The sequence below is a fragment of the Herbaspirillum sp. VT-16-41 genome (assembly GCF_001994935.1).
Taxonomy (GTDB): domain Bacteria; phylum Pseudomonadota; class Gammaproteobacteria; order Burkholderiales; family Burkholderiaceae_D; genus Herbaspirillum; species Herbaspirillum frisingense.
In genome coordinates, this window is sequence record NZ_MUXB01000020.1 from 151,775 (window position 1) to 173,599 (window position 21,825).

22 protein-coding genes are annotated in these 21,825 nt (G+C 64.9%); 17 read left to right on the plus strand and 5 right to left on the minus strand.

Annotated elements, in window-relative coordinates; genetic code table 11:
- The first annotated feature begins 7 nt into the window (after positions 1 to 7).
- From livH to BTM36_RS02615, 5 genes are all read left to right on the plus strand, one after another.
- Positions 8 to 934 carry a high-affinity branched-chain amino acid ABC transporter permease LivH gene (gene livH / locus BTM36_RS02595; RefSeq protein ID WP_006464506.1) on the plus strand — a complete coding sequence of 309 codons (927 nt, stop codon included), beginning with the start codon at positions 8 to 10 and terminating at the stop codon, positions 932 to 934.
- Between the two features lie 43 nt (positions 935 to 977).
- A complete protein-coding gene (locus BTM36_RS02600; RefSeq protein ID WP_006464507.1) occupies positions 978 to 2,204 on the plus strand; it encodes a high-affinity branched-chain amino acid ABC transporter permease LivM in 1,227 nt (408 codons plus the stop codon).
- Positions 2,201 to 2,977, plus strand: coding sequence for a high-affinity branched-chain amino acid ABC transporter ATP-binding protein LivG (livG, locus tag BTM36_RS02605; RefSeq protein ID WP_077235112.1), 777 nt, complete (start codon positions 2,201 to 2,203; stop codon positions 2,975 to 2,977). Before BTM36_RS02600 ends, livG begins: the two co-directional genes overlap by 4 nt.
- Positions 2,977 to 3,681 (plus strand): ABC transporter ATP-binding protein, encoded by a 705-nt coding sequence (locus BTM36_RS02610; protein ID WP_006464509.1) that lies wholly within the window; start codon positions 2,977 to 2,979, stop codon positions 3,679 to 3,681. Before livG ends, BTM36_RS02610 begins: the two co-directional genes overlap by 1 nt.
- A 227-nt stretch (positions 3,682 to 3,908) precedes the next feature.
- On the plus strand, positions 3,909 to 4,748 hold the full coding sequence (locus tag BTM36_RS02615; protein WP_077235113.1) for an ABC transporter substrate-binding protein: 840 nt from the start codon (positions 3,909 to 3,911) through the stop codon (positions 4,746 to 4,748).
- A gap of 39 nt (positions 4,749 to 4,787) precedes the next feature.
- On the opposite strand, the gene BTM36_RS02620 is transcribed toward BTM36_RS02615, so the two are convergent.
- Positions 4,788 to 5,609: an IclR family transcriptional regulator gene (locus BTM36_RS02620; RefSeq protein ID WP_077235114.1), complete on the minus strand. Its 822-nt coding sequence runs from the start codon at positions 5,607 to 5,609 to the stop codon at positions 4,788 to 4,790.
- Positions 5,610 to 5,896: 287 nt separating this feature from the next.
- On the opposite strand from BTM36_RS02620, the gene BTM36_RS02625 reads away from it, so the two are divergent.
- The 8 genes from BTM36_RS02625 to BTM36_RS02660 all read left to right on the plus strand — a co-directional run bounded on the left by BTM36_RS02625 (position 5,897) and on the right by BTM36_RS02660 (position 13,434).
- On the plus strand, positions 5,897 to 6,700 hold the full coding sequence (locus BTM36_RS02625) for an ABC transporter substrate-binding protein (RefSeq protein WP_051110930.1): 804 nt from the start codon (positions 5,897 to 5,899) through the stop codon (positions 6,698 to 6,700).
- A gap of 133 nt (positions 6,701 to 6,833) precedes the next feature.
- Positions 6,834 to 7,532, plus strand: a complete 699-nt coding sequence (locus tag BTM36_RS02630; RefSeq protein ID WP_077235115.1) for an amino acid ABC transporter permease — start codon at positions 6,834 to 6,836, stop codon at positions 7,530 to 7,532.
- Between the two features lies 1 nt (position 7,533).
- On the plus strand, positions 7,534 to 8,247 hold the full coding sequence (locus BTM36_RS02635; RefSeq protein ID WP_077235116.1) for an amino acid ABC transporter permease: 714 nt from the start codon (positions 7,534 to 7,536) through the stop codon (positions 8,245 to 8,247).
- Complete coding sequence (locus tag BTM36_RS02640; RefSeq protein ID WP_006464515.1) at positions 8,247 to 8,975, plus strand: amino acid ABC transporter ATP-binding protein; 729 nt, start codon at positions 8,247 to 8,249, stop codon at positions 8,973 to 8,975. The genes BTM36_RS02635 and BTM36_RS02640 overlap by 1 nt, the downstream gene beginning before the upstream one ends.
- 54 nt (positions 8,976 to 9,029) lie before the next feature.
- Entirely contained in the window at positions 9,030 to 10,232 is a 1,203-nt protein-coding gene (locus tag BTM36_RS02645; protein ID WP_077235117.1) for a pyridoxal phosphate-dependent aminotransferase, read from the plus strand.
- Positions 10,233 to 10,266: 34 nt separating this feature from the next.
- Complete coding sequence (locus tag BTM36_RS02650) at positions 10,267 to 10,965, plus strand: RraA family protein (protein WP_077235118.1); 699 nt, start codon at positions 10,267 to 10,269, stop codon at positions 10,963 to 10,965.
- Entirely contained in the window at positions 10,958 to 12,001 is a 1,044-nt protein-coding gene (locus tag BTM36_RS02655) for an amidohydrolase (RefSeq protein ID WP_077235119.1), read from the plus strand. Before BTM36_RS02650 ends, BTM36_RS02655 begins: the two co-directional genes overlap by 8 nt.
- A gap of 65 nt (positions 12,002 to 12,066) precedes the next feature.
- Positions 12,067 to 13,434 (plus strand): MFS transporter, encoded by a 1,368-nt coding sequence (locus BTM36_RS02660; RefSeq protein WP_077235120.1) that lies wholly within the window; start codon positions 12,067 to 12,069, stop codon positions 13,432 to 13,434.
- Positions 13,435 to 13,474: 40 nt separating this feature from the next.
- On the opposite strand, the gene BTM36_RS02665 is transcribed toward BTM36_RS02660, so the two are convergent.
- Positions 13,475 to 13,825 (minus strand): FlxA-like family protein, encoded by a 351-nt coding sequence (locus BTM36_RS02665; RefSeq protein ID WP_077235121.1) that lies wholly within the window; start codon positions 13,823 to 13,825, stop codon positions 13,475 to 13,477.
- A 162-nt stretch (positions 13,826 to 13,987) separates the two neighbouring features.
- Entirely contained in the window at positions 13,988 to 15,088 is a 1,101-nt protein-coding gene (gene hppD, locus BTM36_RS02670) for a 4-hydroxyphenylpyruvate dioxygenase (protein ID WP_077235122.1), read from the minus strand.
- 146 nt (positions 15,089 to 15,234) lie between these two features.
- Here hppD and BTM36_RS02675 point away from each other — a divergent pair, with 146 nt between their 5' ends.
- From BTM36_RS02675 to alkB, 4 genes are all read left to right on the plus strand, one after another.
- Positions 15,235 to 15,753, plus strand: coding sequence for an Lrp/AsnC family transcriptional regulator (locus tag BTM36_RS02675; RefSeq protein ID WP_006464522.1), 519 nt, complete (start codon positions 15,235 to 15,237; stop codon positions 15,751 to 15,753).
- Positions 15,754 to 15,862: 109 nt separating this feature from the next.
- The gene (gene ada / locus BTM36_RS02680; RefSeq protein ID WP_254426894.1) at positions 15,863 to 17,044 is read left to right on the plus strand and encodes a bifunctional DNA-binding transcriptional regulator/O6-methylguanine-DNA methyltransferase Ada; all 1,182 of its coding nucleotides are present in this window, start codon (positions 15,863 to 15,865) and stop codon (positions 17,042 to 17,044) included.
- Positions 17,045 to 17,129: 85 nt separating this feature from the next.
- Positions 17,130 to 18,041 carry an alpha/beta hydrolase gene (locus BTM36_RS02685; protein ID WP_077235123.1) on the plus strand — a complete coding sequence of 304 codons (912 nt, stop codon included), beginning with the start codon at positions 17,130 to 17,132 and terminating at the stop codon, positions 18,039 to 18,041.
- Positions 18,038 to 18,691, plus strand: a complete 654-nt coding sequence (gene alkB / locus BTM36_RS02690; RefSeq protein WP_077235124.1) for a DNA oxidative demethylase AlkB — start codon at positions 18,038 to 18,040, stop codon at positions 18,689 to 18,691. The genes BTM36_RS02685 and alkB overlap by 4 nt, the downstream gene beginning before the upstream one ends.
- An 18-nt stretch (positions 18,692 to 18,709) precedes the next feature.
- Here alkB and BTM36_RS02695 read toward each other — a convergent pair whose 3' ends face one another.
- Positions 18,710 to 19,900: a DNA topoisomerase IB gene (locus BTM36_RS02695; RefSeq protein ID WP_077235125.1), complete on the minus strand. Its 1,191-nt coding sequence runs from the start codon at positions 19,898 to 19,900 to the stop codon at positions 18,710 to 18,712.
- A gap of 159 nt (positions 19,901 to 20,059) precedes the next feature.
- Positions 20,060 to 21,769, minus strand: coding sequence for a ShlB/FhaC/HecB family hemolysin secretion/activation protein (locus tag BTM36_RS02700; protein WP_168189729.1), 1,710 nt, complete (start codon positions 21,767 to 21,769; stop codon positions 20,060 to 20,062).
- Positions 21,770 to 21,825 lie beyond the last annotated feature (56 nt).

Here is a 21,825-nt window from a genome sequence, read left to right on the forward strand (position 1 = left end):
CCTCCACATGAATGAATTGCTCCCACAACTGACCCAGCAGCTCGTCAACGGGCTTTCGCTGGGCGCGATCTATGCCTTGATCGCCATCGGCTACACCATGGTCTACGGCATCATCGGCATGATCAACTTCGCCCACGGCGAGATTTACATGATCGCCTCCTACGTCGGCCTGGTGACGCTCACCGCCATCGGCGTGCAGTCCGGCTACCCCTTGCCGCTGCTGCTGGGTGGTGCGCTGATCGTATCGGTACTGGTCACGGGCCTGTATGGCTGGACCGTCGAGCGCGTGGCCTATCGCCCGCTGCGCGGCGGCCCGCGCCTGGTACCGCTGATCTCGGCCATCGGCATGTCCATCTTCCTGCAGAACTACGTACAGATCGGCCAGGGCGCGCGCGACATGTCGGTGCCGGTGCTGATCTCGGGCGCGCTGGAATTCCAGATGGGCAGCGACTTCACCGTCACCGTGCCGTATTCGCGCATGGTCATCGTCGGTGTCACGCTGCTGCTGATGGTGGCGCTCACGCTGTTCATCGCGCGTTCGCGCATGGGCCGCGCCTGCCGCGCCTGCGCCGAGGACATGGGCATGGCCAACCTGCTGGGTATCGACACCAACAAGGTCATTTCCTTCACCTTTGTATTGGGTGCGATGCTAGCAGCGGTCGGTGGTGTACTCATCGCGCTGACCATCGGCAAGCTCAATCCCTACATCGGCTTCATCGCCGGCATCAAGGCCTTCACGGCGGCGGTGCTGGGTGGTATCGGCAGCATTCCCGGCGCCATGCTGGGCGGCGTCCTGCTGGGCCTGGCCGAGACCTTTGCCGCCGGCTACCTGCCTTCGGAATACAAGGACGTGGTGTCCTTCGGCCTGCTGGTGCTGATCCTGCTGTTCCGTCCCACGGGCCTGTTGGGCAAGCCCGATATCGAAAAGGTCTGAGCGCAGCGCGCCTGACGGACAACGAATTATTCAAGGAGGCGTGATGCCTGAGACTTTCAAGAATGCCGTGGCGGCGGCGCTGGTGACCGCCGTACTGACCATCCCGCTGCTGGGCATGCAATTGCAGCTGGAAGGTTACCGGGTGGTGCTCAATACCCACTGGACCCCGGTGCTGGTGGCGGTGATTGCCGTGTTCCTGTTCCAGCTGGTCAAGCCGGCGCTGTCGCGCTCGGCCGCTGGCGTGAAGCTGCCGGCCCTGCCGCGCATGCAGCCGCGCCAGCAGCGCGCCGCCGTGATCATCCTGCTGATGGCGGCGCTGGTATGGCCGTTCTTCGGTTCGCGTGGCTACGTGGACGTGATGACCCTGGCGCTGATCTACGTGGTGCTGGGCCTGGGCCTGAACATCGTGGTCGGCTTCGCCGGCCTGCTGGACCTGGGCTATGTCGGCTTCTACGCCGTGGGGGCCTATACCTATGCACTGCTGAACCAGTATGTCGGCCTCTCGTTCTGGGAGTGCCTGCCGCTGTCGGCGGCGGCTGCGGCGCTGTTCGGTTTCCTGCTGGGCTTCCCGGTGCTGCGCCTGCGCGGCGACTACCTGGCCATCGTCACGCTGGGCTTCGGCGAGATCATCCGCCTGCTGCTCAACAACATGACCAGCCTGACCGGCGGCCCGGATGGCGTGTCCGGCATCCCCAAGCCCACCGTGTTCGGCCTGGCGATGGCGCGCAACCCCCTGACCGAGGGTGGTACCACCTTCCACCAGGTGTTCGGTCTGTCGTACCAGGGTGGGCACATGGTGATCTTCCTGTACTTCCTGGCCTTGCTGATGGTGTTGTTCACCTACCTGGTCACCAGCCGCCTGCTGCGCATGCCCATGGGCCGCGCCTGGGAAGCCCTGCGCGAAGACGAGATCGCCTGCCGCTCGCTGGGCATCAACCCGACCAAGGTCAAGCTCTCGGCCTTCACGCTGGGCGCCGCCTTCGCCGGCCTGGCCGGTTCCTTCTTCGCCGCCCGCCAGGGTCTGGTGACACCGGAATCCTTCACCTTCATCGAGTCCGCCCTGATCCTGGCCATCGTCGTACTGGGTGGCATGGGCTCGCAGCTGGGCGTGATCCTGGCCGCCATCCTGCTGACCGTGCTGCCGGAAGTGGCGCGCAGCTTTGCCGAATACCGCATGCTCATCTTCGGTCTGGTGATGGTGCTGATGATGATGTGGCGTCCGCAAGGACTGCTGCCTGCCACCCGTCCGCATGTGGAGCTGCCGCAATGAATCAATCCATGAAAACCATGCTGGAAGTGGCCAATCTGTCGATGCGCTTCGGCGGCCTGCTGGCGGTCGATGGCGTCTCGCTGTCGGTCAAGGAAGGTGAAGTCTTCGCCATCATCGGCCCCAACGGCGCCGGCAAGACCACCGTCTTCAACTGCATCAGCGGCTTCTACCAGCCGACCTCGGGTGAGATCGCGCTCGATGGCGTCTCCATCGCCCGCCGTCCCAGCCACCAGGTGGCACAGCAGGGACTGGTGCGCACCTTCCAGAACATCCGTCTCTTCAAGTCCATGACGGTGGTGGAAAACCTGCTGGTGGCGCAACACCAGCAGGTCAATACCAACCTGCTGGCAGGCCTCTTGAAGACCCCCGGCTACCGTCGTTCCGAGCAGGAGGCGCTGCAACGCGCCGCCTACTGGCTGGACCAGCTGGGCCTGACGGCACTGGCCAACCGCGAAGCCGGCACGCTCTCCTACGGCTTGCAGCGCCGGGTGGAGATCGCCCGCTGCATGATCACCCGGCCGCGCCTGCTGTTGCTGGACGAACCCGCCGCCGGCCTGAACCCGCAGGAAAAGCAGGAGCTCTCGCAACTGATCGACCGCCTGCGTCGCGAACACGGCGTGGCCGTGCTGCTGATCGAACACGACATGAGCCTCATCATGGGCATCTCCGACCGCATCCTCGTCATGGAGCACGGCAAGCCCATCGTCACCGGCACCCCGGACGAGGTGCGCAGCGACGAGCGCGTGATCAAGGCCTACCTGGGAGAAGAATGATGCTGCAGTTTGACAAGGTGCATACCCACTACGGCGCCATCGAGGCGCTGCACGGCGTGTCGCTGAATGTGGAAAAGGGCGAGATCGTCACCCTGATCGGCGCCAACGGGGCCGGCAAGACCACGCTGCTGATGACGCTGTGCGGACGTCCGCGTGCCTCCAGCGGCCGCGTGATCTTCGAGGGGCAGGACATCACCGCATTGCCGACCCACGAGATCATGCGTCGCGGCCTGGCGATCTCGCCGGAAGGGCGGCGCGTCTTCCCCAGCCTGACCGTGCTGGAAAACCTCAAGATGGGCGCCTTCTTCGCCAGTAATGAAGCCATCGAACAAGGCATCGAGTATGTCTTCGGCCTGTTCCCGCGCCTGAAGGAACGCGCGGCCCAGCGCGCCGGCACCATGTCCGGCGGCGAGCAGCAGATGCTGGCCATCGGCCGTGCGCTGATGAGCAAGCCGCGCCTGCTGTTGCTGGACGAGCCCACGCTGGGACTGGCACCCCTGGTGATCGCGCAGATCTTCGAGATCATCCGCACCATCCGCGAAAGCGGCGTGACGGTGTTCCTGGTCGAGCAGAACGCCAACAAGGCGTTGGGTGTGGCCGATCGCGGCTATGTGCTGGAGAACGGTCACGTGGTCATGTCCGACACCGGTGCCAACCTGCTGGCCAACAGCGACGTGCGCAAGGCGTATCTGGGACACGGCTGATTCCCTGGCAGCGCTTGCAGATGAAGGCCCGGTCGCTCTCAGACCGGGCCGTTTTTTTTCGCACTACGAGAGCGGCCAGCCGGGCTGACATGTCATACCAGACGACCAGCTGTCCCTGGCAGTGTGCAGATACAGATGGTTTTTTGGACAGGTGTGCATGCCGCCGTCTGCTGTAAGTGACATTTGGGATTGTTTCAGGCTATTCTCGATATTCAATGAGGAAAAGCATGAAAATGATTTCGCAGCATATGAAGAAACTGGGCATGGGCAGCTTGCTGTTGGCCAGTGCCTGGCTTTTTCCGGCTGCGGCGCATGCCGACCGGCTGGCCGACATCCAGGCACGCGGCATCCTGGTCTGTGCCACGCTGGCCAATAACGAACCCCTAGGCTATCCCGACCCGCAGACCCGGCAGGTGGTCGGCTTCGATGTCGACATGTGTGCCGCGGTGGCGCGCAAGCTGGGCGTGCAGATGCAACAGAAGAGCGTGACCGTGGAAGCCCGCCTGCCGGCGCTGATCCATGGCGAAGCCGACCTGGTCTCGGCGGCGCTGGGTTACACCCGCGAACGGGCACACCAGATCGATTTCACCGCCTCCCATTACCAGAACCCGATCAAGCTGATCGTGCAATCCGACTCCGGCCTGAACCTTGTATCGGACCTGGCCGACAAGCGCATCAGCGCCAATCGCAGCTCCACCCCGGAACAGGCCGCGCGCCGCGTACTGCCCAAGGCCACGGTCCTGGGCTTTGTCGATACTCCGCAGGCCTTCCTGGCGCTGGCGCAGGGCAAGGTGGACGCACTGGCCATCTCCATGCCTTCGGGCGTGCGCTTCGTCAACGAATCCACGGGACGTTTTCGCTTCGTGGAAGGGGCCCTGGCCTGGGAGCCCACCGCGCTGGGTGTCAAGAAGGGCGAGCATCGATTGCTGGCCGCCGTCAATCAGGGTCTGATGGAGATGGAGAAGGAGGGCGAGATCGATGCCCTGTGGAGTCGCTGGTTCGGGCCCAAGACCAAGTTCAACATCCCCCGCGACAAGAAGCTCACGCCCATTGCCAGCCTGCGTTAGGGACGATGAAAAAAAACGATGCCGCGGCATCGTTTTTTTTCATCCGTCGCCGACCGTGGCCTGTGTGGATTGGACTGCCTGTGCCGCCAGTGCTGCCTGTGCCGCAGCTTCATCGAAGATGTCCGCACTCGGCGCCTGATAGACCTGGGGCGACGCGCCCAGTCGTGTCGACAATTCCTGCGCCATCTGCAGCAGGGTAGCGCGCATGGCGCCGCTGGCGGCCGGATCGAAGCGCAAGGTCAGGCCGAAGATGGTCAGTGACCCCACCAGCGCGTTGCCAGGCCCGAACACCGGGGCCGACATCGATGACGACAGCGGATTGTTGATCCCCACCGAAATGCAGACATAGCGCCCACCCGAGCGCGCCGCATTGCCCGGCACCGAGAAGAAACGCAGTACCTGCGCACTGGAGGTTTGGTCGATCGGGAACAGGCTACCCGCCTTGACGGTGGCCTTCACCGAGGCCGGGGTCTCGGCCGCATACAGGCACAGCCGCTGCTCCTGCTGGCGGATGTAGAAGGCGGTGCTTTCGCCGGTCTCGCGCACCAGCTTCTCCAGCGTGGGCATGATGAAGTCGGCATAGTCGAACCGGGCCTCGAAGGCCTTGCCCAGCTGGTAGGCGCGCGGCCCCAGCTGGTAGGAATTGTCAGCACGTTGCACGACATAACCCGCCTTGATGAAGGACATCATGTAGCGGTGGATCACGCTCTTGAACAGTCCCGTCCGGGCTTCCAGCTCGGTCAGGCCGAACGGCTCGGGGGCATCGATGAAGGCGCTCAGGATGGCCAGGCTGCGTTCGGCACCGAGCACGGTGCGGTCGGGTGCCGCATCCTTTTTGTCGGGCTCACTCTCTTTTTTCATAAATCGACGTCGAATTTCGGAATGGGGCGAGGTTATCACCTTTTTCGATTGGCGCGGCGCACCAAAAAATCGCCACCAGCGGTCTTCTCTGCACCGCCGGCGGGAATCTGCATGCCCATTTCAGGGATTTTTGCACCGCCGCGATGCATGTCCTAAGTATCTGAAATATAAGGACAAATTGTGCTTGTTTAAAAATCATAATGCAATTATGATTTATTTCATCGATGTTCGTTGTTCAACCTGGGAAAGGATAGAAAATGACTTTGGGGCGCTTCAACAAGACCTGTATGGCAATCGCGGCTGCGGCCGTTTCGCTGGTGTTTTCCACGGCCGCGCACGCTGACCGCCTGGCCGATATCAAGGCACGCGGCACCCTGGTGTGCGCCACCCTGACCAGCAGCGAACCCCTGGGCTTTCCCGATCCGGCCACGCGCCAGATCGTCGGCTTCGACGTCGACATGTGCAATGCGGTCGCCAAGCAGTTGGGAGTGAAGCTGGAACACAAGGGGGTCTCGGTGGAGGCGCGCATCCCGGAACTGACGCTGGGCCGGGTCGACCTGGTGGTGGCCGCGCTGGGCTATACCAAGGAGCGCGCCCAGCAGATCGATTTCACCGCTGCGCACTACCAGACACCGATCAAGCTGATCGCCCACAGCAACGGCGGCTTCAACAAGGTCGAGGACCTGGCCGAAAAGCGCATCAGCGCCAACAAGGGTTCCACCCCTGAGCTGTATGCCCGCCGCGTCCTGCCCAAGGCCACCATCCTGACCTTCCAGGACACTCCGGCCGCCTTCCTGGCGCTGGCCCAGAACAAGGTACAGGGACTGGCGCTGTCGCAGCCTTCGGGCATCCGCTTCGTCAACGAATCCGAGGGCAAGTACAAGTTCCTCAATGGCGAACTGGCCTGGGAACCGACCGCCATGGGCGTGAAGAAGGATGAGCCGGCCCTGCTGGCCGCCGTCAACGACGCCCTCGAAAAACTGGAAAAGAGTGGCGAGACCGACGCCCTCTGGAACAAGTGGTTCGGCCCCAATACCAAGTTCAACATCCCGCGCGAGAAGAAGCTCACGCCGATCTCCGCCTTCCAGTAAGCCCTTCACTCAAGCCTTCGTTCCCGCTGCAACAAGGATCACGCGCACCGGCCCGGCCGGTGCGTGCGGGACCGGCTTACCCTTCGCCTGGCGATTTTCCTGCACCAGGCTGTTCTAGCAAGGAAGCGCTCACATGCTCAATCTTGATTTCGGCGCGGTGTTGCATGGCCAGTACCTGCACTGGCTCATCGGCGGCGCCTTCACCACGCTGTGGCTGTTCGCGGCGGCCTGGGTCTGCGCCTTTATGCTGGCGGTGCTGCTGGTGGGCCTGCGCACCCTGGCGCTGCCGCCGCTGGAGTGGCTCATCGCCGGCTACGTCAACTACCACCGCAACGTGCCGGGACTGGTACAGATATTCGTCTGGTATTTCGGCATTCCCGAACTTCTGCCCGCCTGGATCACCGACTTCATCAACAACCACAACGGCGAATTCATCTTTGCCCTGATCGCGCTGTCCCTCAACAGTGCCGCCTATATGTCGGAAGACCTGCGCAGCGGCATGCGCTCGGTGGCGGCCACCCAGATGGAAGCGGCGCGCGCGCTGGGCCTGTCCTACCTGCAATCGATGCGCGACGTGCTGCTGCCGCAGGCCATCCGCATCTCGGTGCCGCCACTGGTGAACCAGTCGCTGTCGCTGTTCAAGTCCACCAGCCTGGCCATGGCCATCGGCGTGGCCGAGATGACCTACTCCAGTCGCCAGATCGAAAACGAAACCTATCGCACCTTCGAAACCTTCGCCCTGGCCTCGGCCTTCTACCTGCTGATGTCGTGGTCGATCATGGCCATCGGTGGCTGGTACAACGGCCGCCATCTGAAAGTGAAGGGGCGCTGACATGCACGCTATCCTCGATATCTTCGACATCCTCCGCACCTACGGCCTGCAGCTGCTGATCGGCGAATTCCCGCATGGTCCGCTGGGCGGCCTGGCCCTGACACTGATCCTGGCGGTGACCGGCCTGGTCTGCGCCTTCCCGCTGGCGGTGCTGTTCGGCATCGCCCGTACCAGCACTGTGCGCTGGGTGGCCTGGCCGGCCGGTGCCATCGTGCATACCCTGCGCGGGCTGCCGGTGCTGATGCTGATCTTCTGGGCCTACTTCATCGTGCCGCTGTTGACCGGCAAGTCCATCTCCGGCACCACCACGGTGATCTGTGCGCTGGTGGCCTATGAGACCGCCTTCCTGGGCGAGGTCATCAAGGCCGGCATCCAGGCCATTCCGCAAGGGCAGGTCGAGGCCTCGCGCTCGCTGGGCATGAGCTACTTCACCACGCTGCGCGAGGTGGTGCTGCCGCAGGCGCTGTTCAACATGATCCCCAGCATCCTCAACCAGCTGATCTCGCTGATCAAGAACACCTCGCTGGCCTACATCATCAGCGTCAACGAACTCACCTATGCGGCCTACCAGGTCAATGCGCAACTGCTGACCAAGCCCTTCCAGGTGTACTTCCTGCTGGCCATGACCTATTTCGTGCTGTGCTACCTGCTCAGTTCGCTGGTGGGGCTGGCCGAGCGCCGCATCAAGCTAAAACGTCAATTCAGGAGTCTCTGATGATCCGATTCAACAATGTGAACAAGTGGTACGGCGACTACCACGCACTGCGCGGCGTCAACGAAGAAATCAAGCGCGGTGAAGTGGTGATCGTCTGTGGCCCCTCGGGCTCGGGCAAGTCGACCCTGATTCGCACCATCAACCGGCTCGAACCCATCAACGACGGTCACATCTACGTGGACGGTCAGGACGTGCACGGCAACGGGGTCGATATCAACCGCCTGCGCAGCCGCATCGGCTTCGTGTTCCAGTCCTTCAACCTGTTCCCGCACATGAGTGTGGAGCGCAACGTCATGCTGGCCACCATGCGGGTCTTGAAACTGTCCGAGAAAGCCGCCCGCGACAGCGCCATGGCCCTGCTGGAAAAGGTGGGCCTGGCCGGCAAGGCGCAGTCCTATCCCGGCCAGCTCTCGGGCGGCCAGCAGCAGCGTGTGGCGATTGCCCGCGCCCTGGCCATGAAGCCGCCAGTGATGCTGTTCGACGAACCGACCTCGGCGCTGGACCCGGAGATGGTGGGCGAGGTGCTGCAGGTGATGAAGCAGCTGGCCGCCGAGGGCATGACCATGGTGTGCGTGACCCACGAGATGGGCTTTGCCCGCGAAGTGGCCGACCGCCTCATCTTCATGGCCGATGGCCAGGTGCTGGAGCGCGCCACCCCGCAGGACTTCTTTGAGCGACCGCAGCATGAGCGCGCCCGCAAGTTCGTGGCCGACATCCGCCACGCCTGATTGCACCATCCCCAAGATTTCCCGGAGATCCGGGATCAACAAGACGAGACCACCATGGCATTCATTTCCGATTCACTCTCCCGCATCAAGACTTCGGCCACCATCGCCGTCACCCAGAAGGCGCGCGAACTGGCCGCCCAGGGCCGCAACGTGATCGCCCTCAGTTCGGGCCAGCCCGACTTCGACACCCCCGAGAACATCAAAGAGGCCGCCTACGCCGCCATCGCCCGTGGCGAGACCCGCTATACGGCGGTGGCCGGCATCACCGAGCTGCGCGAAGCCGTGGTCGCCAAGTTCAAGCGCGAGAACCAGCTCGACTACAGCGTGGCCCAGACCATCATCTCCAACGGCGGCAAGCAGGTCATCGCCAATGCCCTGATGGCCACGGTCAATGCCGGTGATGAAGTGATCGTGCCAGCCCCTTACTGGGTCTCCTATCCGGAACTGGTGGCCCTGTGCGGCGGCCACGTGGTGTACGCCAAGACCACCCGCGAAGCTGGCTACAAGCTGCGCCCCGAAGCGCTGGAGGCTGCCATCACCCCGCGCACCAAGTGGCTGATGTTCAACTCGCCCTGCAACCCCAGCGGCGCAGCCTACACCCGTGCCGAGATCTGCGCGCTGGCCGAGGTGCTCAAGCGCCATCCGCAGGTCTGGATCCTCTCCGACGACATCTACGAACACCTGACCTACGGCGACTTCGAATTCACCACCCCGGCCCAGATCGCGCCCGAACTCTACGAGCGCACCCTGACCATGAACGGCGTCTCCAAGGCCTATGCCATGACCGGCTGGCGCATCGGTTACGCGGCCGGTCCGCTGGCACTGATCAAGGCCATGGAAAAGATCCAGGGTCAGCTGACCTCGGGCGCCAGCTCGGTCTCGCAATGGGCCGCGCTGGAGGCTCTGAACGGCCCCCAGGATTACATCCACGAAAGCCGCAAGGTATTCCAGGGCCGGCGCGACCTGGTGGTGTCGCTGCTGAACCAGGCCGAGGGTCTGGATTGCCCGGTGCCGGAAGGCGCTTTCTATGTCTTCCCCTCCTGCGAGCGTGTGATCGGCAAGCGCACCGAAGACGGCCAGGTCATCGGCAATGATGAGGACTTCGTCTCGGCCCTGTTGCAGGCCGAGGGTGTGGCGCTGGTGCATGGCAGCGCCTTCGGCCAGGGGCCGAACTTCCGCCTGTCCTATGCCGATTCCACCGAGCGCCTGCGCGAGGCTTGCGTGCGTGTCCAGCGTTTCTGCGCCAGCTTGCGCTGAACCTTTCACTTTTCATTCTTGCAGGGAGAACACCATGTCAGCAGGATTCCGCATTCTTGAGCGCGTGCGCAAGGTCAGCGCGCAAGACGTCAAGAACTTCGCCGCCATCCCGGTGGCCAACATCAGCGATTCGATGGCACGCATGACCGCTGCGGGTGCGCGCCTGCGGCCGCTGCATCGCGGTGGCAAGCTGGCCGGCGCCGCCATCACGGTGAAGTCGCGCCCGGGTGACAACCTGATGGTGCACAAGGCCCTGGACCTGGCCGAGCCGGGCGACATCGTGGTGGTCGATGCCGGGGGCGACCTGTCCAACGCCATCATCGGCGAGCTGATGGTGGCACACGCCATCCAGCGTGGCCTGGGCGGCATCGTCATCTACGGCGCGGTGCGCGACCTGGACGCCATCCAGGGCGGCAGCTTCCCGGTGTTCGCTGCCGGTGTCACGCATCGCGGCCCCTACAAGGATGGCCCCGGCGAGATCAATGTTCCCATCGCCATCGACGGCATGGTGATTGCCCCGGGCGACCTGGTGGTGGGCGACTACGACGGCCTGCTGTGCGTGGGCTATGACGACATCGCCGCCGTCTACGCTGCCGCCAAGGCCAAGAATGATGCCGAGGTGGCGCAGATGGCGGCCATCCAGGCCGGCACCAGCGACCGTGGCTGGATCGATGCGAGCCTGAAGCGGCTGGGCTGCCAACAGATCGGCCAGCCGGTGTCGCGCCATGGCTGATGCCGCCGCCTCGCCGCACCTGCAGGTACGCCCCGACTGGCTGGCCCTGACGCAGGAAGCGGTGCTGGAGCCGAAGCTGCCCATCATCGACGCCCACCACCATCTGTGGGACCGCGCCGGCAACCGTTACCTGTTCGAGCAGTGGATGGCCGACCTGTCCAGCGGCCATCGCATCACCGAGACGGTGTTCGTGCAATGCCGTTCGATGTACCGGCAGGAGGGGCCGCAGGCCATGCAACCGGTGGGCGAGGTGGAGTTCGTCAATGGCGTGGCGGCGCAATCGGCCAGCGGCCTTTACGGCCCGGTGCGCGCCTGCGCAGCCATCGTCGGCTTTGCCGACCTGATGCTGGGCGCCGACGTACAGGCTGTGGTCGAAGCCCTGCAGCAGGCCGGCAACGGCCGCCTGCGCGGCATCCGCAATACCACGGCCTGGCATGCCGATCCCGTCATTCGCAGCAACCCGCAGCCGCCACCACCCGGCCTGCTGGCGCAGGACAGGTTCCGCACCGGTGCACGCCTGCTGGCGCGCTACGACCTGTCGCTGGACGTCTGGGCCTATCACACCCAGCTGGATGAAGTGCGGGCGCTGGCCCAGGCCTGCCCGGACACCCGCTTGGTCCTGGATCACTGCGGCGGCCCGCTCGGCGCCGGCCCCTACGCCGGCCAGCGTGAGGCAGCACGACGCGAGTGGGAGCGCGGCATGCGCGCCATCGCGGCCCTGCCCAATGTCTGGCTCAAGCTGGGTGGTCTGGGCATGCCCGTGGGCGGCTGGGATTTCCATCATCAGGCCGTACCGCCGGATTCAATCCAGCTGGCCCAGGCCTGGCGACCGTATATCGACACCTGCATCGACCTCTTCGGTCCGCAGCGCTGCATGTTCGAGAGCAATTTCCCGGTGGACAAGGGCATGTTCGGCTATGTCAGCCTGTGGAATGCCTTCAAGCGGCTGACGGTGGACCTGTCCGCGCCCGAGCGCACAGCGCTCTTCAGTGGTACCGCCCGGGAGGTCTACCGCATGCAGGAGGCAGGGCGGTGATAGCATAACGCCCTCGTTCGGACGCCCCGGCGTCCCCGGATCATCTCAAGCCTTGAAAGCAGACAGTGCACGTACAGACCCGCAGCGGCGCCCCGCATGACGCCGACGGCCTGCCGCCCCGGCAGCGCTTCCTCGCCATCGCCACCGTGGTGCTGGGCATCACCATCGCGGTCCTGGACGGTTCCATCGCCAACCTGGCGCTGCCGTCGATGGCGGCTGATCTCAAGGCCAGCGATGCCGATGCCATCTGGGTCATCAACAGCTACCAGATCGCCATGGCGGTGTGCCTGCTGCCGCTGGCTTCGCTGGGCGAGGTGGTGGGCTACCGGCGCGTCTATCTGGGCGGGCTGTTCCTCTTCACGCTGGCTTCGCTGGCCTGCGCCGCCAGCAATGACATGCTGCAGCTGAGCCTGGCGCGGGTGCTGCAGGGGCTGGGCGCGGCCGGCATCCTGTCGGTCAATACGGCGCTGATCCGCTTCATCTACCCGGCGCGCCTGCTGGGCCGTGCCATCGGCTACAACGCCCTGGTGGCCGGCACCGGCAATGCCCTGGGGCCGACCGTGGCCGGCTTCATCCTGCACCTGGCATCCTGGCACTGGCTGTTCCTGATCAATATCCCGCTCGGGCTGGCCGCGCTCGTGGTGGGCAACAAGGCGCTGCCCACCAATCCGCTGGCCCCGCGCCGCTTCGACCGGCAGAGCGCGCTCCTGTGCATGTGCTTCATCGGCTTGCTGCTCTATACCATCGATGCGGTCGGCCATCTGCAGGGCGTCTGGGTGGTGGCCGGCTGCGCCGTGCTGACCGGGCTGAGCTTGTTCCTGTTGCTCAAGCTGCAGTCGTCCAGCGCGCCCATGCTGCCGCTGGACCTGCTGCGCATTCCCATGTTTGCGTTGTCCATCGGCACCTCCTTCTGTTCCTTCGCGGCGCAGATGGCGGTGTTCGTGATGCTGCCGTTCATGTTGCAGAACTACCTGGGCATCAGCGCCGCCCGTGCCGGGCTGTTGTTGACGGCCTGGCCGATTGCCGTGGCCCTGACCGGGGTGGTGGCGGGCAAGCTGTCGGACCGTATCGCGGCGGGTTTGCTGGGCGGGATAGGGCTCGGGGTGATGTGCCTGGGCCTGCTGTCGCTGCTGACGATCGACCATGGCACGCCGGACGGCCTGATGGCGCTGCAGTTTGCGATATGCGGGTTTGGCTTCGGGCTGTTCCAGTCGCCCAACAACCGCACCATGATCAGCGCCGCCCCGCGTGAGCGTACCGGTGGCGCCAGCGGCATGCTGGGCACGGCGCGCCTGACCGGGCAGACCGTGGGCGCCTCGGTGGTGGCCATGCTGCTGGCGTGGTCGGATGCACCGTATGCGCTGGTGCTGTGCTGCGCCGCCGGGCTGGCGGCGCTGGCGTGTGCGGTCAGCCTGACACGGCTGCGCTATTGAAGGGTACGCAAGGAGCGGAAGAGAACGGCGAGGGCAGGGCTCAGGCGACTGCGGCCAGGGCCTCGCTCTGGGCGTGGTGGTGGGCCGCATGGGCGGCCACCGACAGGGCCATGCTGAGGTAATTCTCACCGCGCCTGCGCTGACGGGACTGTTGCTGCTCCAGCGCAAACAATTGCTGGTAGAGGGTGCGGATCTGCTGCTGCAGCAACTGGCGCTGCTGCTTGCCGTCGCGATTGGCCGGGAAGCGTGCCAGCGACTGCGCCTGCTGTTGCAGGATCAGGATGTGGTGACTGAGCTGCTCGATCAGTTCGGCGGGGTCATGGTCCAGCGTGTCTGCATGGGCGGTGTGGCTGGCCTCGGCAGTTTTTTCTTGTTCATACGCGATGTTCATGCGAACTCCAGCCCCGGTCGAGGCGCCAGTCTTGCAGGTTCAGGCAAGATTGCCTTTGGGTAGAGTTACGGCAGCTTCCTGCAAAGCTTGAGTCGCGAAACGTAAAAAAGCGAAAAGGCGCAGGCCCGTAGCGGGCGCTGCGCCTTGCCGCCAGAGCCTGCCTCAGATGACGCCGCGGCGCATCTGGTCCAGTTCGATGGATTCGAACAAGGCCTTGAAATTGCCCTCGCCGAAGCCGTCGTTGCCCTTGCGCTGGATGATTTCATAGAACACCGGGCCGATCAGGTTCTGGGTGAAGATCTGCAACAGCAGCCCCTGGCCGGCGGTGGGGGCGCCATCGATGAGGATCTTCAGTTCGCGCAGGGCGGCCAGGTCTTCGCCATGGCCGGGGATGCGGCGTTCCACCAGGTCGTAGTAGGTGGCGATGGTGTCCTGCAATGGCACCCCGCGAGCGTACAGGGCGCGCACGGTCTGGTAGATGTCGTCGGTGCCCAGGGCGATGTGCTGGATGCCCTCGCCGTTGTACTGCTTGATGAATTCCTCGATCTGCGACTTGTCGTCCGCGCTCTCGTTGATGGGAATGCGGATCTTGCCGCACGGGCTGGTCATGGCCCGCGAGCGCAGGCCGGTGACCTTGCCCTCGATGTCGAAATACTTGATCTCGCGGAAGTTGAACAGGCGCGTATAGAACGACGACCAGGTATCCATGGCGCCGCGCATGACGTTATGGGTCAGGTGGTCGATATAGGTCAGGCCCACGCCTTTGGGATTGCGCTCCACGCCGGGGAAGAACTGGAAATCGACGTCATAGATGGAGCCGTTGTCGCCATAGCGGTCCACCAGATACAGCAGCGAGCCGCCGATGCCGCGGATGGCCGGGATGTTCAGCTCCATCGGGCCCAGGCGGGCTTCCACGCCTTCGGCGCCCAGTTCCAGCGCGCGCTTGTAGACGAGGGCCGCATCCTTGACGCGGAAGGCCATGGCATTGACCGAGGCGCCATGCACCTGGGCGAAGGCGGCGGCATTGCTGTCCGGCTCACCGTTGAGGATGAAGTTGATCTGGCCCTGGCGATACAGGGTCACGTTCTTGGAACGGTGACGCGCCACGGCGGTAAAGCCCATCAGTTCCAGCACGCCGGCGATGGCGGCCGGGTCGGCGGCGGTGTATTCGACGAACTCGAAACCGTCGGTCCCCATGGGGTTGTCGAACAGGTCCGTGCTGGCGGCGGCAAGTTGGCTGATCTGGCTGTCTGCGTGGCCCATCTGTGTCTCCTCGGATTGGAAAGGCCGGCAAGCCCGGCCCATGCGAGGAGTTTATTGCGTCGCCACTGCAATTTGTGATTGTTTTTTGCGCAAATTAGGGGTTAATATGCACAAATAAATCTTAAATAAGAAAATTGGAGAGATAAATGAGCATCATCAATGTGGATCGCTACGATCTGGCCTTGCTGACCGAGCTGCAGCGTGACGGACATATTACCAACAGTGCACTGGGACTGAAAGTTCACTTGTCCACCTCCCAGATCAGTCGTCGCGTGCAGCGCCTGGAAGAAGCCCACGTCATCGAACGCTACACCGCCGTGCTGGACCCGGCGGTGGTCGGCCTGGGCGTGACGGCCTTCACCACCGTCACCCTGGATCGCCAGGGCGAAACCCGGGGCGAGTTGTTCGAAAAAGCCGTGGAAACGATGCCAGAGGTCACCGAATGCTTTTCCGTCACGGGGGAGGGCGATTATATCCTGCGCATCGTGGCTCCCGACCTGGCGGCGTTTTCCGAATTCATGATGAGCCGGCTGCTGCGCCTGCCTGGCGTGACCAACGTCAAATCCAACATCACCCTCAAGAAGGTCAAGCAATCGCACGAACTGCCGCTGGAACACGTCATGCAGCCGGTGAAGTCGCGCCAGCGCATTCGCTTCTCCCAATGAGGGAGTGAACGCAAAGGGTGGGTGGCTTGCGAATTCAAAAGCAAGCGCCCGAGTGCGACGCCACCAGGGGGCGCCTAGAATCATCCTGACCCGATAGCAGGAGCACCCCATGCCGAGTACGACCTCCCCGATGATTTCCAGGCCCCCTACGTCCCCCGCGCCCTCCACGGAGGAGGGCCCCGCATCCGCCGACCCGTCACTGACCGACCCGTCCCTCGCCGACCAGCAACGCTGGCTGGCCGTGCAGCGCCGCGACCCGGCGTTCGACGGCCTGTTCTGGTATTCGGTCAAGAGCACCGGCGTCTATTGCAAGCCCTCCTGCGGCGCGCGCACGCCCTTGCGCAAGAACGTGGCCTTTCACGCCAGTTGTGTGGCTGCCGAAGCGGCTGGTTTTCGCCCCTGCAAGCGCTGCCGGCCCGACCTGCCGCCGCTGCAGGAGCGCCAGGCCCTGGCCATCGCCCAGGCCTGCCGCCTGATCGAAGCCGCCGAGCAGGCGCCCGCCACCGAGGACCTGGCCCAGGCCGTCGGCTTGAGCCGCTACCACTTCCATCGGCTCTTCAAGGCCCACACCGGGTTGACCCCCAAGGCCTATGGCGACGCCCGGCGGGCGCAGCGCCTGCGTCAGCAGCTGGCCTCACGCGCCAGTGTCACCGAGGCCTTCTACGAAGCAGGCTTCAATTCCAGCGGTGGCTTCTACGCCCACCGCAATGCCGACCTGGGCATGAAGCCGGCGGCCTACCGCCACGGCGGCCGTGGCGAAAAAATCCGCTTCGCCGTGGCGCAATGCTGGCTGGGCGCCTTGCTGGTGGCGGCCACCGAGCAGGGCATCTGCGCCGTCACCCTGGGTGAGGATGCCGAGGTCCTGGTGCAGCAATTGCAGGACCGGTTTGCCCAGGCCGAACTGGCGCCGGGCGATGCCGCCTTCGAGCAGACGCTGGCGCAGGTGCTGGCCGCGCTGGATGATCCGCAACGTGGCGCCACGCTGCCGCTGGACGTGCGTGGCACGGCCTTCCAGCAGCGCGTGTGGCAGGCCCTGCGCGAGATACCGCCGGGGGTGACCCTTAGCTACGCCGAACTGGCCGCCCGCATCGGCCAGCCGGCGGCGGTGAGGGCGGTGGCCAGCGCCTGCGCGCACAACGAGATTGCCTTGCTGATTCCCTGCCATCGCATCGTGCGCCAGGACGGATCACCGTCCGGCTACCGCTGGGGCATCGAGCGCAAGGCGGCCTTGCTGGCGCGCGAGGCAGTGGCGCAACCGCCGCAACCGCCGCAACCGCAGTCGCAGCCGTAGCCAGCCACCGCCAACCGCAAGCCCGCCTGAAGGCGCGGGCAGAGGCGGCTACAATGGCTGTTACTTCATATTGCAGGAGTCGTGCATGCATGTTCTTGGCAAGGCCGGCCTCGCCTTCACCGGCGCGGTTCTGGTTCTGGGTGGCCTGATCGCCTGCTCGCCGCTATCGGCCATCAACGCGGTTACCCCGAGCTCCAGCTACATCAAGACCGAAGGCGTGGCCTACGCCGACAGCGACAATCCACGCCAGAAGCTGGACATCTACCGGCCGGCCGCGCAGGCCGACGCGGCGACCGCCAAGGGCTTGCCGGTGGTGGTCTTCTTCTATGGCGGCAGCTGGAATGAAGGCAGCCGCAAGGACTACGCCTTCGTCGGCGAAGCCTTGAGCTCTCGCGGCATCATCGCCGTGCTGCCGGACTATCGCGTCTATCCCGAAGTCCGTTATCCGGATTTCCTCAAGGACAGCGCCCAGGCCCTGGCCTGGACCCTGCGTTCCCTGCACCAACTGGGCGGCGATCCGCAACGGGTCTTCGTCATGGGGCATAGTGCCGGTGCCTATAACGCGGCCATGCTGGCCCTGGACGCGCGCTGGCTGCGCCAGGCCGGCGCCTCGCCGGATGCCTTGCGTGGATGGATCGGCCTGGCCGGGCCGTACGACTTCCTGCCCATCGAAAACCCGGACGTCAAGCCGGTATTCTTTGCCCCCGACTCGCCGCCTGATTCGCAACCGGTGCGCCACGTCCAGGCTGGTGCGCCACCCGCGCTGCTGATTGCCTCGCACAAGGACAAGCTGGTCTCGGCCACCCGCAATACGGCCGGGCTGGCCACACTGCTGCGCGCACAGCAGGTGCCGGTGGAGGAACGTTACTTCGACAACACCTCGCACGCCTCCCTGGTGGGCAGCCTGGCACGGCCGCTGCGATTCCTGGCGCCGACGCTGGAGACGGTCACCGAGTTCATCGCTACGCCGCCCCCGCGCACCAAGGCCGCGCCGTGACCGGTGACCTGTTTGCCGCGCTGCCCCGCGAGCCCGACATCGAGAGCATCACCGAGGGCGCGACCTTGCTGCGCGCCTTCGTCAGCGACGAGGAGGCTGCAACGCTGGTGGCTGCCATCGATACCGTGCTGGCACACTCTCCCTTGCGCAACATGCAGACGCCGGGCGGCTTTCGCATGTCGGTGGCGATGAGCAATTGCGGGCAATTCGGCTGGGTGACCGACCGTCGTGGCTATCGCTACCAGACGCTGGACCCGGTGACCGGGCAACACTGGCCCGACATGCCGCCTGCATTCGTCGCACTGGCACAGCGGGCGGCCGAGGCGGGCGGGTTTGCTCCCTTTCTGCCGGACGCCTGCCTGGTCAACCGCTACGACCCCGGCGCCCGCATGTCGCTGCACCAGGACCGTAACGAAGAAGACATGCAGCAGCCTATCGTCTCGGTCTCGCTCGGCTTGCCGGCGACCTTCCTCTTTGGTGGCGTGGAGCGTAGCGACAAGCCGCAACGCATGCGGCTGGAGAGTGGGGATGTGGTGGTCTGGGGCGGCCCGGCGCGGCTGGCCTTTCATGGCGTGGATGTGCTGCGCGATGGCGAGCACCCGCTCACCGGTCGCTGCCGCTATAACCTGACCTTCCGTCGCGCCCGCTGAGGGCAACGATCCTGCCGATCAGGCTGGTGCAGCGTGCGCGCTGCCGTGTGCAGCCTTGCGCGCAGTGCTGCTCGTCCGGCGGGCCGCTTTTTTGCGCGCCGGCCGGCGTGCAGGGGAATCATCGGCTTCGTGCAGGCGCTGTTGCAGCAAGGCCAGCACCGCCGCCTCTTCCGGCGACAGGTCGTGCAGCTCCTGCACCAGTTCGGCCTGCACCCGCTCTTCCAGCAACTCGGCGAAACTGCCATCGAGATAGCTCTCGATCACCGCCGGGTGCACATAGCATTTGCGACAGATCGACGGCGTATTGCCCAGCCGGCGTGCCACGTTCTCGATGGCGCGGACCACGTTCTGCTTGGCCTGGGCCTGCGAGTCCACCCGCTCGAAGGCCTGCAGCGCCAGCGTGGCCAGCACCGTGCCGGCCCAGGTGCGGAAATCCTTGGCACTGAAATCCTCGCCCGCTGCCTCGCGCAGATAGGCATTGACGTCGCCGGAGTCGATGCAGTGCCGCTCACCGTCGTCATCCACATACTGGAACAGCTCCTGCCCCGGCAATTCGCGCATCTTGCGGATGATGCGCGCCACATAGGGATCATGCAGCGTGATGTCATGCTGCACTCCGCTCTTGCCACGGAAGCGGAACAGCACATCGCTGCCATCGACCCGCACATGGCGATGGCGCAGCGTGGTCAGCCCGAAGGACTTGTTTTGGCGCGCGTATTCGTCGTTACCGACCCGCATGAAGGTGCTCTGCAGCAGATGCACCACCGCCGCCAATACCTTTTGCCGATGCAGGCCGGGCCGCTGCAGATCCTGCTCCACCACCTTGCGGATGGTGGGCAGGGCGCGGGCGAAACTGATCATGCGCAGGTATTTGGCGTCGTCGCGCACCAGGCGCCAGCGGGCGTGATAGCGGTACTGCTTGCGACCCCGCGCATCGCGCCCGGTGGCCTGGATATGGCCGTTGTGATGGGGGCTGATCCACACCTCTTCCCAGGCCGGTGGAATGGCCAGCGACTTCAGGCGCGCCAGCACGTCGGCATCGCGTATCAGTTGGCCCTGCGCATCGTGATAGGCAAAGCCCTTGCCATGGCGGCTGCGGCGGATGCCCGGCATCTCGTCGTTGACGTAGCGCAGCTGGTTGGCACGGGCGATGTCGACGGCCTCGTCCTGGTGACGGGCATCGGCGGGGGGAGCAGCATTGCGGTCCATGATGGTCTCCTCGGACGCGGCGCCGGGACATCCGGCAATGGTCCATGGCGGCCATTATTGAGCAAGCCGCCCCGGCCGACAGTCAGCCATTGGCCGGGGATGGTGTGGGACTTTTCCCGCACGTCGAGTTAGCTCGGACGACTAACTCAGACGACTGGCTCAGAACGACCACTGCAGGCTAAAGCCACCGGTCAGTGCGGCCGTGGCAAAGCCCACCGGCTTGGCCAGGGGCGTCGCCAGCGACATCTCGTAGTTCATCTTTGCCACGCTGCCGCGCACGCCCAGCGCCGCACCCGTGAGCCGGCGACCGGTCAGGTACTGCGCCATCGGTCCGGCCACCGCTCCGGTATCGACACCCGCAAACAGTTCCTGTCCGCTGTCGCCCAGGGCCAGTGCCAGCTCATTGCGCAGGAACCAGCCCCGTTCGGCCTGCAGGGTCAGCTCGCCATCGAAACCACGCACGGTATAGCGGCCACCGATGGAAAACTGGTCCTGCGGCGGCAGTGCTCCCCGGTTCCACTGCGCGCGTAGCGTGCCGCTGTAGCGCAGACGCGCCGAGGCCAGCTGGAAGGGCGCGTTCAGCGAGGCATCCAGCAACCACAGGCCGTAGCGCGAGGCGATCTGCGGCAGGTCGTAGGGCGTCTCCGGTTCGCTGCCTTGCCGGTCCAGTGAGCGACGATAGGCGAGGGTGGCGTCGGCAATGGCGTCGCCCATGAACTGGCGGTGGTTCAGCCCCGCCTCCCAGGCGCTGGTGCGACGCTGCTGCGCACCGATCTCCAGTTCATCGATGGCGTTGTAGGCGGTGCGCAGCAGGCCCTTGACGAAGACCGTGCTCTTGCTGGCGGCATCGCGCCGGACCAGTCGCGAGAGCTTGAATTCGGTGGTCTCCGAACGGCCGCTGTAGACGAAGTTCTCGAAAGCCCCGGCCACGGTCTGGTGATAACGGTTGCCCGACATCGTGAGCGCGCCCATCCAGTCACCCCAGGGCAGCGAGTAATGCAGAGTATAGGCTTGGCTGCCGTGGTCGCCGTAGTGGTTCAGGCTGCGGCTGACGCTCACGTAAAAGAGGTCGTTGAGCGTCCACCAGTTGTCATAGGCCAGCGTCAGCCCGAGCAGATACTTGCCGGTGGCGCGGGCGCCGCCATCGTCCAGCGTGGTCGTCAGGCGGAACGGGAAGGCCTGCTGATACTGGATCACCAGGTCGCTGTCGCCCGCCTCGGCACCGGCATCCTCGGAGGGCGTGATCTTGATGTCGGCCTGCACGGTCGGCAGGCGCTTGAAGTTTTCCAGCCCTTGCTCGATATCGCGCAGGTTGAGGATGTCGCCCGGCTGCAGCGGCAGGGCATTGATGGCGGTGCCGCGGGCACTTGCATCAGCAGCAAAGCGGATGTGACGCACACGCCCCGGCTGCACGCTCAACACCAGCCGCCCCGTCGACAGGTCCTGCGGGCGCGCCAGCACCCGGGTGGTGGTATAGCCCTGCGCCACGATGGCGCTCTCCACCCGGGCCAGCACCAGATTGACCCCCTGCGAACCGAGACAGCGCCCCAGCGCGCCGTCCGCGCCAGTCACGCTGGCGAGCGCAAAGCGGAAGCGCTCGGCCTGATCGCCCTCCAGGGTGATGGACGAAATCAGCCGGCATGGTTGCTCCTCTGCAGGAAAGGCCTGCAGCGTCGGGCTGGCGACGGGGCCACCCAGGCCCACGTCCGGCCGCTGTTCCTGTTGCTGGCGCAGGGCGCGTTCACGTTCGCGTTGCAATTGTTCCGGGTTGACGGCGGTTTGCGCGATGCACAGGGCGCTGACCAGATTCAGGCCGGCGAATATCGGTAGCGCCAGACGATGGGTAGAAAGGCGGGAGACGGAAAACATGGCTTGAGCGATCCATCTCGCACGCTTGTGCGAGGAATCAACATAAATGATGTCAA

Excerpts from the sequence above, each read along its gene's own strand:
- BTM36_RS02655 (WP_077235119.1), top strand. The coding sequence starts at position 10,958 with ATGGCTGATGCCGCCGCCTCGCCGCACCTGCAGGTACGCCCCGACTGG.
- BTM36_RS02600 (WP_006464507.1), top strand. The coding sequence starts at position 978 with ATGCCTGAGACTTTCAAGAATGCCGTGGCGGCGGCGCTGGTGACCGCC.
- livH (WP_006464506.1), top strand. The coding sequence starts at position 8 with ATGAATGAATTGCTCCCACAACTGACCCAGCAGCTCGTCAACGGGCTT.
- BTM36_RS02665 (WP_077235121.1), bottom strand. The coding sequence starts at position 13,825 with ATGAACATCGCGTATGAACAAGAAAAAACTGCCGAGGCCAGCCACACC.
- BTM36_RS02640 (WP_006464515.1), top strand. The coding sequence starts at position 8,247 with ATGATCCGATTCAACAATGTGAACAAGTGGTACGGCGACTACCACGCA.
- BTM36_RS02630 (WP_077235115.1), top strand. The coding sequence starts at position 6,834 with ATGCTCAATCTTGATTTCGGCGCGGTGTTGCATGGCCAGTACCTGCAC.
- ada (WP_254426894.1), top strand. The coding sequence starts at position 15,863 with ATGCCGAGTACGACCTCCCCGATGATTTCCAGGCCCCCTACGTCCCCC.
- livG (WP_077235112.1), top strand. The coding sequence starts at position 2,201 with ATGAATCAATCCATGAAAACCATGCTGGAAGTGGCCAATCTGTCGATG.
- BTM36_RS02695 (WP_077235125.1), bottom strand. The coding sequence starts at position 19,900 with ATGGACCGCAATGCTGCTCCCCCCGCCGATGCCCGTCACCAGGACGAG.
- BTM36_RS02635 (WP_077235116.1), top strand. The coding sequence starts at position 7,534 with ATGCACGCTATCCTCGATATCTTCGACATCCTCCGCACCTACGGCCTG.
- BTM36_RS02620 (WP_077235114.1), bottom strand. The coding sequence starts at position 5,609 with ATGAAAAAAGAGAGTGAGCCCGACAAAAAGGATGCGGCACCCGACCGC.
- BTM36_RS02645 (WP_077235117.1), top strand. The coding sequence starts at position 9,030 with ATGGCATTCATTTCCGATTCACTCTCCCGCATCAAGACTTCGGCCACC.
- BTM36_RS02650 (WP_077235118.1), top strand. The coding sequence starts at position 10,267 with ATGTCAGCAGGATTCCGCATTCTTGAGCGCGTGCGCAAGGTCAGCGCG.
- BTM36_RS02625 (WP_051110930.1), top strand. The coding sequence starts at position 5,897 with ATGGCAATCGCGGCTGCGGCCGTTTCGCTGGTGTTTTCCACGGCCGCG.
- BTM36_RS02685 (WP_077235123.1), top strand. The coding sequence starts at position 17,130 with ATGCATGTTCTTGGCAAGGCCGGCCTCGCCTTCACCGGCGCGGTTCTG.
- BTM36_RS02675 (WP_006464522.1), top strand. The coding sequence starts at position 15,235 with ATGAGCATCATCAATGTGGATCGCTACGATCTGGCCTTGCTGACCGAG.
- BTM36_RS02700 (WP_168189729.1), bottom strand. The coding sequence starts at position 21,769 with ATGTTTTCCGTCTCCCGCCTTTCTACCCATCGTCTGGCGCTACCGATA.
- hppD (WP_077235122.1), bottom strand. The coding sequence starts at position 15,088 with ATGGGCCACGCAGACAGCCAGATCAGCCAACTTGCCGCCGCCAGCACG.
- BTM36_RS02615 (WP_077235113.1), top strand. The coding sequence starts at position 3,909 with ATGAAAATGATTTCGCAGCATATGAAGAAACTGGGCATGGGCAGCTTG.
- BTM36_RS02610 (WP_006464509.1), top strand. The coding sequence starts at position 2,977 with ATGCTGCAGTTTGACAAGGTGCATACCCACTACGGCGCCATCGAGGCG.